The 15,538-nt window shown below is 39.2% G+C and carries 14 protein-coding genes and 1 other RNA gene; 13 read left to right on the top strand and 2 right to left on the bottom strand.

Annotated features, from left to right (window positions below):
• Nucleotides 1–2: 2 nt before the first annotated feature.
• From tpiA to eno, 3 genes are read left to right on the top strand one after another with little or no spacing between them, the layout of a single operon-like run.
• A complete protein-coding gene (tpiA, locus tag JR050_RS15085; RefSeq protein WP_204204346.1) occupies nt 3–761 on the top strand; it encodes a triose-phosphate isomerase in 759 nt (252 codons plus the stop codon).
• Nucleotides 758–2,290 (top strand): 2,3-bisphosphoglycerate-independent phosphoglycerate mutase, encoded by a 1,533-nt coding sequence (gene gpmI, locus JR050_RS15080; protein ID WP_204204345.1) that lies wholly within the window; start codon nt 758–760, stop codon nt 2,288–2,290. The genes tpiA and gpmI overlap by 4 nt, the downstream gene beginning before the upstream one ends.
• Before the next feature lie 26 nt (nt 2,291–2,316).
• Nucleotides 2,317–3,609: a phosphopyruvate hydratase gene (gene eno / locus JR050_RS15075; RefSeq protein ID WP_204204344.1), complete on the top strand. Its 1,293-nt coding sequence runs from the start codon at nt 2,317–2,319 to the stop codon at nt 3,607–3,609.
• 204 nt (nt 3,610–3,813) lie between these two features.
• Here the strand turns inward: eno and JR050_RS15070 are convergent, their stop codons facing one another.
• Complete coding sequence (locus JR050_RS15070; RefSeq protein ID WP_204204343.1) at nt 3,814–4,332, bottom strand: hypothetical protein; 519 nt, start codon at nt 4,330–4,332, stop codon at nt 3,814–3,816.
• Between the two features lie 183 nt (nt 4,333–4,515).
• Between JR050_RS15070 and secG the strand changes: the two genes are divergently transcribed.
• The 6 genes from secG (at nt 4,516) to JR050_RS15040 (ending at nt 10,705) form a co-directional block, all read left to right on the top strand.
• Entirely contained in the window at nt 4,516–4,749 is a 234-nt protein-coding gene (gene secG, locus JR050_RS15065; protein ID WP_204204342.1) for a preprotein translocase subunit SecG, read from the top strand.
• Nucleotides 4,750–4,929: 180 nt separating this feature from the next.
• On the top strand, nt 4,930–5,673 hold the full coding sequence (locus tag JR050_RS15060; protein ID WP_204204341.1) for an alpha/beta fold hydrolase: 744 nt from the start codon (nt 4,930–4,932) through the stop codon (nt 5,671–5,673).
• A gap of 34 nt (nt 5,674–5,707) precedes the next feature.
• On the top strand, nt 5,708–8,104 hold the full coding sequence (rnr, locus tag JR050_RS15055; protein ID WP_204204340.1) for a ribonuclease R: 2,397 nt from the start codon (nt 5,708–5,710) through the stop codon (nt 8,102–8,104).
• A 131-nt stretch (nt 8,105–8,235) separates the two neighbouring features.
• Complete coding sequence (smpB, locus tag JR050_RS15050; RefSeq protein ID WP_204204339.1) at nt 8,236–8,700, top strand: SsrA-binding protein SmpB; 465 nt, start codon at nt 8,236–8,238, stop codon at nt 8,698–8,700.
• A gap of 188 nt (nt 8,701–8,888) precedes the next feature.
• Nucleotides 8,889–9,250: a transfer-messenger RNA gene (gene ssrA / locus JR050_RS15045) on the top strand.
• A gap of 249 nt (nt 9,251–9,499) precedes the next feature.
• Nucleotides 9,500–10,705 carry an MFS transporter gene (locus JR050_RS15040; RefSeq protein WP_204204338.1) on the top strand — a complete coding sequence of 402 codons (1,206 nt, stop codon included), beginning with the start codon at nt 9,500–9,502 and terminating at the stop codon, nt 10,703–10,705.
• Between the two features lie 45 nt (nt 10,706–10,750).
• Here the strand turns inward: JR050_RS15040 and plsY are convergent, their stop codons facing one another.
• Entirely contained in the window at nt 10,751–11,359 is a 609-nt protein-coding gene (plsY, locus tag JR050_RS15035) for a glycerol-3-phosphate 1-O-acyltransferase PlsY (protein ID WP_204204337.1), read from the bottom strand.
• A gap of 143 nt (nt 11,360–11,502) precedes the next feature.
• On the opposite strand from plsY, the gene yknW reads away from it, so the two are divergent.
• From yknW to JR050_RS15015, 4 genes are read left to right on the top strand one after another with little or no spacing between them, the layout of a single operon-like run.
• Nucleotides 11,503–12,171: a YknW family membrane protein gene (gene yknW / locus JR050_RS15030; RefSeq protein ID WP_204204335.1), complete on the top strand. Its 669-nt coding sequence runs from the start codon at nt 11,503–11,505 to the stop codon at nt 12,169–12,171.
• A 1-nt stretch (nt 12,172) separates the two neighbouring features.
• Nucleotides 12,173–13,291: an efflux RND transporter periplasmic adaptor subunit gene (locus tag JR050_RS15025; RefSeq protein WP_204204333.1), complete on the top strand. Its 1,119-nt coding sequence runs from the start codon at nt 12,173–12,175 to the stop codon at nt 13,289–13,291.
• On the top strand, nt 13,288–13,974 hold the full coding sequence (locus tag JR050_RS15020) for an ABC transporter ATP-binding protein (protein ID WP_204204331.1): 687 nt from the start codon (nt 13,288–13,290) through the stop codon (nt 13,972–13,974). The genes JR050_RS15025 and JR050_RS15020 overlap by 4 nt, the downstream gene beginning before the upstream one ends.
• Complete coding sequence (locus JR050_RS15015; protein ID WP_204204330.1) at nt 13,971–15,164, top strand: ABC transporter permease; 1,194 nt, start codon at nt 13,971–13,973, stop codon at nt 15,162–15,164. Before JR050_RS15020 ends, JR050_RS15015 begins: the two co-directional genes overlap by 4 nt.
• Nucleotides 15,165–15,538 lie beyond the last annotated feature (374 nt).

Genomic DNA, 15,538 nt, shown 5'->3' with positions numbered 1-15,538 from the left:
ATATGCGTAAACCAATTATCGCAGGCAACTGGAAAATGCACAAAGTACTTTCCGAGGCAAAAAGCTTTATTGAAGAAGTAAAAGGACGCGTACCATCTGAAGTCAACATCGAATCGGTAGTATGTGCTCCAGCATTATATCTAGAAAGTCTAGTAAACGATACAAAAGGTACAGCCGTGAAAATCGGTGCGCAAAACATGCACTTTGAAGAAAGCGGAGCGTTTACAGGAGAAACTAGCCCTGTTGCTTTAGCAGACTTAGGAGTACAGTATGTGATTATCGGTCACTCGGAACGTCGTGAAATGTTTGGAGAAACAGATGAATCTGTAAACAAAAAAGCACTAGCTGCTTTTAAACACGGATTAACTCCCATCATTTGTTGTGGGGAAACGTTAGAACAACGTGAGGCAGAAGAAACAAACAATATAGTTGGATCTCAAGTTAAAAAAGCGTTAGCTAGTTTCACTGAAGACCAAGTAAAGAAAAGTGTAATTGCCTATGAACCAATTTGGGCAATTGGAACAGGGAAGACTGCTTCTTCTGAAGAGGCTAATGAAGTTTGTACGTTCATTCGTCAAACAATCGCTTCAGCGTTTTCTGAGGAAGCTGCTAATTCAGTTCGCATTCAATATGGTGGAAGTGTGAAACCTTCCAATATTAAAGAACTATTATCACAATCTGATATTGACGGTGCACTAGTTGGTGGCGCAAGTCTAGAAGCTTCTTCTTACTTACAGCTGCTGGAGGCTGCCAGCGAATGACGAAAAAGCCAGTTGCATTAATTATTTTAGATGGCTATGCTCTTCGTGATGAGCAAAAGGGGAATGCAGTTGCTCAAGCGAAAACGCCAAACTTTGATCGCTTTTGGAACGAGTATCCTCACCAAACGCTTATCGCAAGTGGCGAAGCTGTCGGGTTACCAGAAGGACAAATGGGTAACTCTGAAGTGGGTCACTTAAATATTGGGGCAGGGCGTATCGTGTACCAAAGCTTAACTCGCGTGAATGTTGCGATTCGTGAAGGTGAGTTTGAAAAGAATGATACGTTCATAGAAGCGATGAAGCATGTGAAGAAAAAAGGGACAAATCTTCACCTTTTCGGCTTATTATCAGATGGTGGAATTCACTCCCACATTCAACATCTATATGCTTTATTAAAGCTGGCAAAGTCAGAAGGCGTAGAAAATGTATATATTCACGGCTTTTTGGATGGACGGGATGTCGGTCCACAAACTGCCAAAACATATATTCTAGATTTACAGCAAAAAATAGAAGAAATCGGTGTTGGGGAGATTGCGACGTTATCTGGTCGTTACTACTCGATGGACCGTGATAAGCGGTGGGAACGAGTAGAAAAATCTTATCGCTCGATGGTTTATGGTGAAGGACCAACGTATAAAACACCAATTGAATGTGTCGAGGATTCTTATCAAAATGGGATCTATGACGAGTTCGTGTTACCTTCTGTGATCATGAAGGAAGACGGTACACCAGTCCAAACGCTAAAAGATGACGATGCAGTAATATTCTACAATTTCCGTCCAGACCGTGCCATTCAAATATCGAATACCTTCACAAATGAAGATTTTCGTTCCTTTGATCGTGGTGAGCATCATCCGAAAAATTTACACTTTGTGTGCTTAACTCACTTCAGTGAGACAGTCCAAGGCTATGTTGCATTTAAGCCAACAAACCTTGATAACACACTAGGTGAAGTGCTTGCGCAAAATGGGTTAAAGCAGCTTCGAATTGCGGAAACAGAGAAGTATCCACACGTGACGTTCTTCTTTAGTGGAGGACGTGAGCAGGAGTTTCCAGGTGAAGAACGTATTTTAATTAATTCACCAAAGGTTGCTACATATGATTTACAACCAGAAATGAGTGCGTATGAAGTAACGGATGCACTACTAGGTGAAATCGCACAAGATAAGCATGACGTGATCATCTTAAACTTTGCAAACCCTGATATGGTTGGTCACTCTGGAATGTTAGAGCCAACAATCAAAGCGGTAGAAACAGTGGATGAATGTTTAGGGAAGATCGTTGATGCGATTATTGCTAAAGGTGGATTATCGATTATTACTGCCGACCATGGTAATGCAGATGAAGTTATTACAATGGAAGGTAGTCCAATGACGGCTCATACGACAAATCCAGTTCCGGTTATTGTAACGAAAAAAGATGTTGAACTTCGTGAAGGTGGGAAACTTGGAGACTTGTCGCCAACTGTGTTAGAGTTACTTTCAGTAGAAAAGCCAAAAGAAATGACTGGAATTTCATTAATTAAATAAATTTACTTATAAAGGAGATCACAATTATGCCATTTATTATTGATGTTTATGCTCGTGAAGTATTAGATTCTCGTGGTAACCCAACAATTGAAGTGGAAGTTTATACAGAATCAGGTGCAATGGGTCGTGCTTTAGTTCCAAGTGGTGCATCAACTGGTGAATATGAAGCAGTTGAACTACGTGACGGAGACAAGAGCCGTTACCTTGGTAAAGGTGTAGAAAAGGCAGTTTCTAACGTAAACGACTTAATCGCAGAAGCAGTTGTAGGAATGGACGTTACAGATCAAGTAGCAATCGACCAAGTGTTAATCGAGCTTGATGGTACAGAAAACAAAGGTAAACTAGGTGCTAACGCGATTCTAGGTGTATCAATGGCTGCTGCTCGTGCGGCTGCTGACTACTTAGATCTACCACTTTACAAATATCTTGGTGGATTCAACGCGAAAACTCTTCCAGTACCAATGATGAACATCATCAACGGTGGAGCTCACGCTGACAACTCTGTAGACATTCAAGAATTCATGGTAATGCCAGTAGGTGCAGAAAGCTTTAAAGAAGCATTACGCACAGGCACTGAGATTTTCCATAGCTTAAAGGATGTATTAAAAGAAAAAGGTCACAACACAGCTGTTGGTGACGAAGGTGGATTCGCTCCAAACCTTGGATCAAACGAAGAAGCACTTCAAACAATCATCGAAGCAATTGAGCGTGCTGGTTACAAGCCAGGCGAAGAAGTGCGCTTAGCAATGGACGTTGCAGCTTCTGAGCTATACAGCAAAGAAGATGGAAAGTACCACTTAAGTGGTGAAGGTGTAGTGAAGACATCTGCTGAAATGGTTGACTTCTACGAGCAACTAGTTTCAAAATACCCAATCATCTCGATTGAAGATGGTTTAGATGAAAACGACTGGGAAGGGCACAAGCTATTAACTGAGCGCCTTGGCGACAAAGTTCAATTAGTAGGTGACGATCTATTCGTAACAAACACTTCTAAGCTTTCTGAAGGTATTGCAAAGGGTGTAAGTAACTCAATCCTAATCAAAGTAAACCAAATTGGTACATTAACAGAAACGTTTGAAGCAATCGAAATGGCAAAGCGTGCTGGATACACAGCCGTTATCTCTCACCGTTCTGGAGAAACAGAAGATAGCACAATCGCTGACATCGCCGTTGCAACAAACGCTGGTCAAATCAAAACAGGTGCACCATCTCGTACAGATCGTGTAGCGAAATACAACCAATTACTACGTATCGAAGACGAATTAGGCTTCACTGGACACTACGGTGGACTAAGCTCATTCTACAACCTACGTAAATAATAAAGAAAGAGCGTCTCTTGAGGGAGACGCTCATTTTTATTATATTTTTCGACAAAATTCGGGTGGTGCCTGGCACCACCCGAATTTCCTTTATGGTACTATATGGAAGTTAGTCCGAATAACTTGGAATCTCGTCCAAATTCCTGCAGAACTCGTCCGAAAAAATACAATTCTCGCCCAAAAAATCATAAAAGTCGTCCCAATCTATTCTTTTCTTTTAAATAACCCATTCAAAAACTGTTGCATCTGGTGTTCTTCCTCACATTTAAGCTTCTTATATTCCATTTTTGTCCCAGCTTTCACTTCTTCATTCAACTGTTCCCAGCCACTTTTGCTTTTCTTAAGTGTTAATCGATGATTATTACCTTCTAAATCCTTAAAAAACATAGTAGCTCGGTTCGCTTCATTAAGAAACAGCTTCTTTTCTCCGATGGAGGCTCCAGTAAAAAATGGAGTCAATGATTCTATGTCAGGCTCTTTTTCTGTATGAAGACGTTTAAACTTTGATAAATCATGAAACGATACTGCTTCTAATCTATGAGTTAAATCATAATGTTCGTTATAGCTGGCGAAAACGTCTTCCATCACCTGATGCTGAAACTCTGCCATCTTGAGTTCTACTTTTCGAGTGCACTCTTGTTTTGACAAATCTGTACTAGCAAAAGCAGACGAATTGACAAAAAGTAAACTCATAAAAAGAGATAGGACTGTTAAATTTTTCATTTCATCACCTCGTCACTAGTATGGATAAAATGAGCAAGAACATGTATATCAATTGAAATGCATTATTTGAAAAGTAATATATTTATGAAAATAAACTTGTATTAGTAGTAAAGTTTCTTGTCCAACTTGTGTTTTTATGGTATCTTTATGATAATGTGAAGTGCGTTTAGGAGGTGTCATCTCGTGCATACTTTATTCGTAACCTTGTTAATTATAGTATCTATTGGTCTAATTGTAGTTGTACTTCTTCAATCAGGTAAGAGTGCTGGTTTATCTGGTGCTATTTCTGGGGGAGCAGAGCAATTATTTGGAAAGCAAAAAGCACGTGGAGTCGATGCGGTGTTACAACGTTTAACGATTGTACTATCCGTTTTGTTCTTCGTTCTAACAATTGCCGTAGCGTATTTCGGCGTATAATGATCGACTCACCTGGCGTTGGAATACCAACGCCTTTTTATTTTGAATACATAAAACATACATATCATAGTTTAGGTTTACACTAGTTATATCTATACTATTGTGGCCAAGGGCAAGTATACGAATGGTTTGAACCGTTTAATCAAACGTTTGTTTAAACTGTGAAAGGAGATAAAATTCGTGAAAAGAGTATTACCGAAGCCGTTTTTCTTTGAAGGGGGAGAGCGTGCTGTTTTATGTTTGCATGGTTTTACAGGCAATTCTGCAGACTGCCGAATGTTAGCAAGATATCTAGAAAAGCAAGGCTATACATGTTATGGGCCTCAATATCGTGGACACGGCGTACCACCTGAAGAATTAGTGAAATACGGTCCAGACGATTGGTGGCAGGATGTACAAGATGCTTACAATTTTCTAAAGGAAAAAGGCTATGACAAAATTGCTGTAGTTGGATTGTCGCTTGGCGGAGTTTTTTCTTTAAGGTTGGGTTATACTGTACCAATAAAGGGAATTGTAACAATGTGTGCACCTATGTATATCAAAAGTGAAGATATCATGTATCAAGGCGTATTAGAGTATGCAGCGGAATATAAGCGACAAGAAGGCAAAGCAGAAGACGTGATCAATCAGGAAATGGAGCAATTCAGGCAATCTCCTATGAAAACGTTAAAGGCACTACAAGCATTAATTGCAGACGTTCGTGACAATGTAGACATGATTTATGCGCCAACCTTTGTTGTCCAATCCCGTCATGATCATATGATTAACACAGATAGTGCAAATATTATTTACGAGAACATTGAATCGGTAGATAAAAAAATCAAATGGTATGAAGAATCCGGTCATATTATTACATTTGATAAAGAAAAAGATCAATTACATGAGGATGTTTATCATTTCTTAGAAAGTATAGATTGGTCATAATTGTAAACTTACTTAGACAAAAGGAGTGTGAAACATGGATATTATTCAAGAGCATATTAACCAACTGCTTGTATTTATGAAGGAAGAGGCATATTCGCCGCTTACCATTCAGGAGCTTGAAGAAGCATTTGGTATAGTAGATTCTTCAGCATTTAAAGACTTTGTGAAAGCGTTAGTGCACATGGAAGAACAAGGATTAATTGTGCGAACTCGCAGCAACCGATACGGTCTACCTGAGAAGATGAACTTAATACGCGGGAAAGTAATTGGTCATCCGAAGGGCTTTGCGTTTGTACAGACAGAAGAGAAAGAAAAACAGGATATTTTTATTCCACCATCTGACTTAAAAAATGCGATGCACGGTGATACAGTACTTGTGCGATTACAACCACAGTCATCTGGTCAAAGAGAAGAAGGGCAAATCGTACGAATTATTGAACGTGGTGTAAAGGAAGTTGTTGGTACATACGAGGAAAGCAGAAGCTTTGGATTCGTTGTCGTCGATGATAAGCGAATTACTCATGACATTTTTGTGCCTAAAGGTGCTTCAATGGGTGCTGTAGACGGACATAAAGTAGTCGTTCGTATTACAACTTATCCGGAAGGACGAATGAGCGCAGAAGGAGAAGTCGTACATATTCTTGGTCATAAAAATGATCCAGGAATTGATATTCTATCTGTTATTCATAAGTATGGCTTACCACAGGAGTTCCCTGCAGAAGCTATTCAACAGGCAAATGAAGTGCCAGATACGATTTCTGAAATTGGAAAAAGGCGCGACCTTCGAGATCAAGTAATCGTAACGATTGATGGTGCAGATGCAAAAGACTTAGATGATGCGGTAACCGTAACAAAATTAGAAAATGGCAACTATAAACTTGGTGTTCATATTGCAGACGTTACTCATTATGTGACAGAAGGCTCGCCGATTGACGTCGAAGCTGCAGACCGTGCAACAAGTATTTATTTAGTAGACCGAGTGATTCCGATGATTCCACATCGTCTATCAAATGGAATTTGTTCATTAAATCCTAAAGTGGATCGTTTTACATTATCATGTGAAATGGTTGTCAATTCCAATGGTGAAGTCGTAAGTCACGAGATTTTTGAAAGTGTCATCAAAACAACTGAACGTATGACATACAAAGATGTGAACTCGATTCTAGAGGATAAAGATGAAGAGGTACGTGAAAAGTATCGAGACCTTGTTCCGATGTTTGAATTAATGGGTGAGCTTCAAAAAGTTTTGAGAAACAAGCGAATGGAACGTGGAGCGATCGACTTTGATTTTAAGGAATCAAAGGTGCTTGTGGACGAAGAAGGAAAGCCTTATGATGTAGTTCTTCGTACACGTTCGATTGCAGAAAGACTAATCGAAGAATTCATGCTATTAGCGAATGAAACGGTAGCTGAGCATTTCCACTGGATGAACGTGCCGTTTATGTACCGTATTCATGAAGACCCAAAGGAAGAAAAGTTAAATCGATTCTTCGAGTTCATTACAAACTTCGGCTACGTCGTAAAAGGATCAGCTAATTCGATACATCCAAGAGCCCTGCAGCAAGTGTTAGAAGCAGTGCAAGGTACTCCAGAAGAACCTGTTATTTCAACGGTATTATTACGTTCAATGAAACAAGCACGCTATGAAGCAGAAAGTTTAGGACACTTTGGGTTATCAACAGAGTTTTACACTCACTTCACATCACCAATCCGTCGTTACCCAGACTTAATTGTTCATCGTTTAATTCGAACATATGTGATTGAAGGAAAGATTGATGAGAAGACGAAGGCAAAATGGGATCACATGCTGCCAGACATTGCCGATCATTCTTCGAACATGGAACGAAGAGCGGTTGATGCAGAAAGAGAAACAGATGAGCTGAAGAAAGCTGAATACATGGAAGACAAAATTGGTGAAGAATACGACGGAATCATTAGCTCTGTTACAAACTTCGGACTATTCGTCGAGCTCCCAAACACCATCGAAGGCTTAGTTCATGTTAGCGACTTAACGAACGATTACTATCGCTATGACGAAAGCTCGTACGCAATGATCGGTGAACGTACCGGCAACATCTACCGAATTGGTGATGAAATCACTGTCCGTGTCGTCAACGTCAACAAAGACGAACGATCCATTGACTTCGAAATCGTCGGAATGAAAGGTACAAAACGTACCACCGAACGTAAAGACCGTCCTACCGTTATTAAAAGCGGAGGAGGCGGAACTGGCCGTGGTGGAAGAGGCGGTCGCGGTGGTAGCAAAACCGAAGGCCAAGGCGGAAATAGAACTGACCGCAATGGTGGCGGTGGCGCTGGCGGTAGAAACAACAAAAATGACGAAAAATCACCAAGCAGCCGTCCACCAAAGAAAAAGAAAAAACACTTCGAAAACGCACCAAAAGCAAAACGCAAACCGAAGCGTAAATAAAGAATAAAGAATATAAAGAAAAACCGGGTGGTGCCAGGCACCACCCGAATTTTGTCGAATTCTCATTATCGTTGAGATTACAGACATAATTTGCTAAAATGGGTACTACGTAACGGGGGAGGTGTACTCAGATGCCTAAAGGAGAAGGGAAAGTTGTTGCCCAAAATAAAAAGGCAACGCACGATTTTTTTATTGAAGAAACATATGAAGCTGGTATCGTTCTTCAAGGAACAGAGATCAAATCTGTTCGAGCGGGTAAGCTAAATTTAAAGGATTCCTATGCACGTGTTTTTAATGGTGAAATGTATTTATATAATTTACATATAAGTCCATACGAACAAGGAAACCGTTATAATCATGAGCCGTTACGAACGAGAAAGCTACTTCTTCATAAGAAGCAGATTGCCAATCTTATTGGTGTCACAAAGGAAGAAGGATACACAATAGTTCCACTCAAGATATATTTGAAAAATGGTTTTGCCAAGGTTTTAATTGGTCTTGGTAAAGGTAAGAAGAATTATGATAAACGCGAAGACTTAAAGAAGAAAGAGGCAAAGCGTGATATTGAACGTGCTTTCAGAGAACGTCAAAAGTAAGAATATCAAATATTACATTTGGAAAGCTACCTAGTAACTACCAATTGTATTACTACTTCAATGTGATATAATAAGAATTGTCGTCAGGGAAGACAGACGGCATGACAATTGAATAAGCAAGTAAGCTTATACTTTCCCGTATTTCCATTTTGATAAGAGAAGTAACATTCTCATTATCATTTTATAATGGGGACGCTACGGATTCGACAGGGATAGTTCGAGCTTAGGTTGCGAGTCGAGGGGATCGGCCTCGTTAAAACGTCAAAGCCAATAACTGGCAAAACAAACAACAACTTCGCTTTAGCTGCTTAATAACAGTCTATAGCGGTTCCTCCCTCCATCGCCCATGTGGTAGGGTAAGGGACTCACTCTAAGTGGGCTACGCCGGAGTTCGCCGTCTGAGGACAAAGGAAGAGAACAACCAGACTAGCTACCTTAAAGCCTGTCGATAGACCAAGAGGTTAGCGAAACGCTAATATATCGACTACACTCGTAGAAGCTTAAGTGCCGTTATGTCTGGACGTGGGTTCGATTCCCACCGTCTCCACCATACATAGGTGGATTTCAGGTCAACAGTAGTTGGCCTTTTTATTTTTGTGAAAAAGTGCCTTTCCACGTCTGTCTGTGAGACCATATTTTTGAATATGTAGTGAGTATATGAGAAAGGGAAAATACTGCCCTTCTTTATTTTGACTAAAACTAATTCTTTGTGGGAATTTATAGAAACAGTGTATACTAAGTAGCAGACTTCGTAAAAGATGAAAGTAATTTATATGTATATAGAAAGATGGTGCACCACATGTCAGCAGAACAGCGCAAAAAGCTTTTTGTTTTAATGATCAATATGTTTATCGCTATTGGTAGCTTCGGGATTGTCATTCCGATTTTACCTGCGTATTTGGAGTCCATTAATCAAGGAGGGACAGCAGCTGGCTTAATGATTGCCATTTTTGCAGGGGCACAGCTTATCTTTTCTCCAATTGCCGGCAAATGGACGGATCAATATGGTCGTAGAATTATGATTATTATTGGGTTAATTGGATTAACGCTTTCTATGTTCGTTTTTTATGCGTTTGATTCAATTTGGTGGCTATATATTTCACGTGTAATTGGTGGAATTGGGGCTGCACTTCTCATACCTGCTATTTTTGCCTATGTAGCAGATATTACAACAATGGAGCAACGTGCAAAGGGTAACAGCTTTGTGTCTGCCTCTATGTCATTAGGAATTGTCGTAGGACCAGGGATTGGCGGATTTTTAGCTGACTTTGGATTAAAAATGCCCTTCTTGATTTCAGCGATTGTATCGCTTGTAGCGGTAGTATTTTCAGTGATTGTTCTAAAAGAGAGTCAAACAAAGCAGCCTTCAGCAGGGATTGACTTACCGAAAGAAGAATCGATGGCTAGGAAACTAGTGCGATCCGTAAAAATGCCATACTTCGTTCCTCTTATCATTACACTAGTGATGAGCTTCGGTTTAATGGCTTATGAATCCGTTCTTGGCCTTTTCGTTGATAACCAGTTTGGAGCAACGCCTCAGGAAATCGCGGTAATGATTACAGCTACCGGTATTGTTAGTGTGGTTGTGCAACTTTTTGTTGTGGATAAAATTGTGAACCGTTTTGGTGAAGGAGTCGTTCTTAATATCTTTTTGGGAGTAGTTGCACTTGGTTTCTTTCTCTCATTATTTGCTTCCAGTTATGTACTGTTCTTTGGCGTTACACTTTTAATTTTCCTGGCTACTTCCATCCTTCGACCAGTTCTTAATACTCTTATTTCGAAGATGGCGGGTAATGAACAAGGCTTTGCCATGGGTCTGAATAATACGTATATGAGTTTAGGAAATGTAATCGGTCCAACACTTGCAGGAGCGTTATATGATGTAAATATTATCTACCCGTTTATCCTTGGACTCGTACTTTTAGTAGTGACGCTAGTCATGACAATTGCATGGCAAAGACATTCTCTAAAAAGAAATAACCCTGCAAAATTAGAACAAGCTTAAAGAAATAGCGTCTGACTTGGTGAGAAACCGAAGTCAGACGCTATTTTATTTTTTTTGCACTTTGTCCTTGTTAAGATTTTTATCATTAACCTTGGGTTCTGTTCCTGCAGTTATATTTTTCAAATTAGAACGATGTAGATACAGCAAAAACAACGAGAAAAATAGAAAGAAGACACTATCGGCAGTGTTTTGAGTTAATAATGAGTAGACGAAAAGAATGAATCCGATTGATATTGAACCAATTGCCACAAATTTAGTTAGGAATATCGCCGCTATAAACGTTCCAAGAGCAATAACAAGTAATAGTGGATTTGCTACTACTAGTACACCGAATGTAGTCGCCACTGCTTTTCCACCTTTGAACCCTGCAAATATCGGAAAGCAATGACCGATTACTGCAATAAATCCAATATACATAGGGTTTACATCCACGTTGAAGAGTATTGGAAGCAAGGTTGCGACGATTCCTTTAAGAATATCGCAAATCATAACTACAGCACCAGCTCTCTTGCCTAATATCCTGATGCTGTTTGTCGCACCTAAATTTCCGCTCCCATGTTTTCGTACATCTGTACTAAAGAACACTTTTCCTACAATTAATGCAAAAGGTATCGAGCCGATTAGGTATGAGAGTACCGGGATATAGAATAACATAGCTGAAACTCCCCTTTCTCTACATAAATACTGAATTATACTTGAAAAAATGCTCTGTAATAAATAAAAAAAGTAAAAATTGGAAACTTTCCCCTGCCTAATACGTACTACTTTATGACTATATATTTTAGGGGGTTACTTCCATGGAAGAACAGGTACAAAAAAACACAAACAAACCATCTTTATTTGCAATGATTTGGAGTCCAACTGAACAGTTGGAGAAAGTTCGCTTAAATCCTCGTATTTGGGGACCTTTGGCGATTATAACGTTATTGTTTATTGCTGCTAGTGCTCTATTAGCGTATACAACAGATATCGCTACTTTGCTAGGTGACGAAATACCAGCAGAAGAGCTTGCGTTAGTGGAGGGATTTACTAGAATTTCAATGTTAATTGGGGGAGTTCTTGGACCCATTATCGGAATATTAATTTCTACGGCCATCTATTTAGTGATCGCGAAAATTGTATCATCGGATGTAACATTCAAACAGCTATTTTCAATGAACACATTCCTGATGATAGTTTCGGCTTTGGGTATGATTGTTAATACACTTGTAATCTGGGCAATTGGTGGGAATCCTGCTATTTACGTAACGAGTCTTGGCTCAATTATTCCAGTAGATGGTTTCGTTGGCGGAATGCTAGGTGCTATTGAAGTCTTTACAATCTGGGGAACTGTACTTTCTGCAATAGGATTGCAAAAGGTAGCGGGTTTTTCAAAAGGTTTAGCATGGGGTGTTTCGATTGTGTTCTTAATTATTGGATTAGTGTTCGCAGGAGTAGGCGGAGCCATGCAAGGATTAGGTGTTTAGTGTGAAAAAGATTTGGATTGCAGTCGGTATCATACTCGTCATCACGGTTTTTATAGGAATCAATATAGTGAAATCCTATCAATCTACTCATTTTAAAGTAGAGACTGCTATATTAGAAGAAAAAGAACTAAAATCAACAGTCATGATTCCTGGCTCTTTAGCATTAGAAAATGAACAAATCATCTACTATGCACCAGAGAATGGGGAAGTATCCGAAATCGTAGTAGAAGAAGGAAAGAATGTTGAGGCAGGAACTCCGCTCTTCACCTATGTAAATGAGCAGTTTACCATTGAACAAGAAAAGCACAATCTTATGATTGAATCGAGTTACTTACAAATTAATAGCTTGAAAGATAAAGAAGCTAGAGTGAAAGAAAACGAGAAGGAACTGGCGAAGCAACTAGGAAAAAAAGAGGCAGCAAAACAAGTTGAACCAGAGCTCGAACAGCTAGAAGTTGAAAGAAAGCTAGCCAATCTAGATCTGAAACAGCTCCTACTACAAAAAGATCTATACGAAAAACAAAAGAACAATCTGAAAGTAAAGAGTGACATAAATGGAACTGTACTTAAAATTAATGAAAAAGTGATAAAAAACAAGCAAAGCACAAGTCCATTTATTCATATTGCAAATCTATCACAATTCGTGATTAGTGGCGTTTTATCTGAGTATGATGCCTTGAAGATTGAAAAGGGAATGAAGGTTGAGATTACAAGTGATGCAATTCCGGATAAAACGTGGAATGGTACCGTTCATTTCGTTTCAGCCATACCAGAGAATCAACAATCTGGCATAGAGTCTAGCGGAAATGAAGTTGTTCAATACCCAATTGAAGTAACGATCGAAAACCCAAGTCCTCTTAAGCCGGGATTCCAATTAATTATGGAGATTGAAACGGAAAAAAAGAAGGCACACGTATTGCCGATTGATGCTGTTATTCAAGATGGGAAAAAGGAATTTGTGTATATCGTGAAAGATGGAAAAACAAGTAAGCGTGAAGTGAAAACGGGCAGTAGTCAAGATGCGTTTATAGAAATTGTAGATGGAGTAAAAGAGGAAGAAAACGTAATTGTAAGTCCTCATGCAAAACTAAAGGATGGATCGGAAGTGACGATTCGATGATCCAACTCGAATCTATTACGAAAAGCTATACGTTAGCCAAAGAGAACGTGAATATATTACAAAATATACACTTATCTATCTCTTCTGGTGAATTTTTAGCAATCATGGGTCCTTCAGGCTCTGGTAAATCTACGTTAATGAATATTATAGGATGTCTAGACCGACCAAGTTCTGGTCACTATCACTTTAATGGAACAGATATATCGAGTTTCAAGGATGAAGAGCTTGCGAAAGTAAGGAATCAATCTATTGGGTTTGTATTTCAACAATTTCAGTTATTACCACGATTAACAGCGTTAAAAAATGTAGAGCTGCCGATGATTTATGCTGGAATCGGAAAAAAAGAAAGACAAGAACGTGCTGCCTATGCATTAGAAAAAGTAGGATTAGCTAGTCGTACCGATTTTCTTCCCAATGCGTTATCTGGTGGACAAAAACAACGTGTTGCCATAGCGAGAGCCATTGTAAATAATCCTAGCCTTATATTAGCGGATGAACCTACTGGGGCGTTAGATACAAATACGAGTCTCTCCATCATGGAACAATTCACAAAGTTGAATCAAGAAGGGACGACAATTGTCCTTGTTACGCATGAACCTGAGATAGGTGAGTACGCGAGGAGAACGATCGTTGTTCGTGACGGGGCAATCGTAAGTGATGAAGAGAGGAGCCAAACTGAATGAGTTTTTTAGAAAATATCATGATGGCTCTCGCTTCTGTCAAAGCTCATAAAATGCGATCTGCCTTGACGATGTTGGGTATTATTATTGGGGTGGCAGCTGTCATTATCGTTGTTGCAATTGGTCAAGGCGGAGAGCAAATGATTAAATCACAAATTGTCGGAGCAGGAAACACGTTAGAAGTGTTTTATCAGCCAACAGAAGAAGAAATCCAGGCAAATCCTAATATCTTTCAACAAGCACCGTTTACTCAGGCAGATATTCGTGCACTCGAGCAAATTCCAGAAGTAAAAGAGGTATTAGCATCAAGCACCCAGTTTATTAATGTCCGATATCGAGAAAAAAATGCAGACTCCTCAACATTTGGAATTAATTCATCTTACTTTCAAGTAAATGAGTTTGAAATCGAGAGTGGACGGTCCTTTGATGATTCAGATTTTCTAGGTGGCAGACGGGTTGCCATCATCAGTCAAACAATGAAAGAAGAGCTATTTGAAGACAAAGAACCACTAGGGGAAATCATTAGGATTGGAAAACAGCCAGTAGAAATTATTGGGGTGTTGGAAAAACCAACTGGACTCCTTGCATTTGGGGCAGTTGAGGTATATTTGCCTTGGAATACGTGGAGAACCATTTTTGGAACGAGTGATTATAACCAAGTGACATTGCAAGCAGATTCAATGGACGAACTGAGTATTGTAGGAGAAAAGGCAACCAAATTGTTGAACGAAATGCACGATACTGAGGAATCGTACCAAGTGTTAAATATGGAAGAGCTGGCAGAGGGAATCGGGCAAGTGACAAATATTATGATTATGATAATCGGTAGTATTGCAGGGATTTCTCTTTTTGTTGGAGGAATTGGTGTAATGAATATCATGCTCGTATCAGTCACTGAAAGAACGAGAGAAATTGGTATTCGAAAAGCACTAGGAGCAACAAGGCCACAAATTTTAACTCAATTTCTAATCGAGGCCATTGTCCTCACCTTTATAGGGGGATTAATCGGAATCATAGTCGGAGCAAGTATTGCTACAATCATATCAGCTGTCGCAGGTTGGCCGTCGTTAATTGCTTGGCCAGTTGTAGTAGGAGCGCTATTCTTCTCTATGATAATCGGAATTATATTCGGCTTGTTACCGGCAAGTAAAGCATCAAAACTAGATCCGATAGAATCATTACGTTATGAATAATAGATACAGAAAATTGTGTAATACTATTTTAACTATCTTATCGAAGATGTCGCCAAAACGATTATACACGAATTAAATATAGATGAAACGGTGACGAGATTGATAAAGTATCTTCGTCAATAATAGTTAATCCCTTGTCTAGAGACAGGGGATTTTATTTTGGTGCCTATTTTATTCCTCATGTAATCTCTGTAATTCTTCCTATAAGAAGAGGTATCATCTATTAGTATTTGAAACCACTTGTTAGATAAGATTCGTTATACTTATAATTTTCCTTTTTTTTCTTATTAATAATCCGTAGTACCTATTTATCGTATAGTTAAATAGACTGATTTTAACAAAATATTAAAAAATATGTAAAACTTTGTCACGGT

It is taken from the genome of Bacillus suaedaesalsae, from assembly GCF_016890225.1.
Taxonomy (GTDB): Bacteria; Bacillota; Bacilli; order Bacillales; family SA4; genus Bacillus_BS; species Bacillus_BS suaedaesalsae.
Note: the sequence above shows the minus strand (reverse complement) of the source record. Positions and strands in the feature narration are given on the sequence as shown.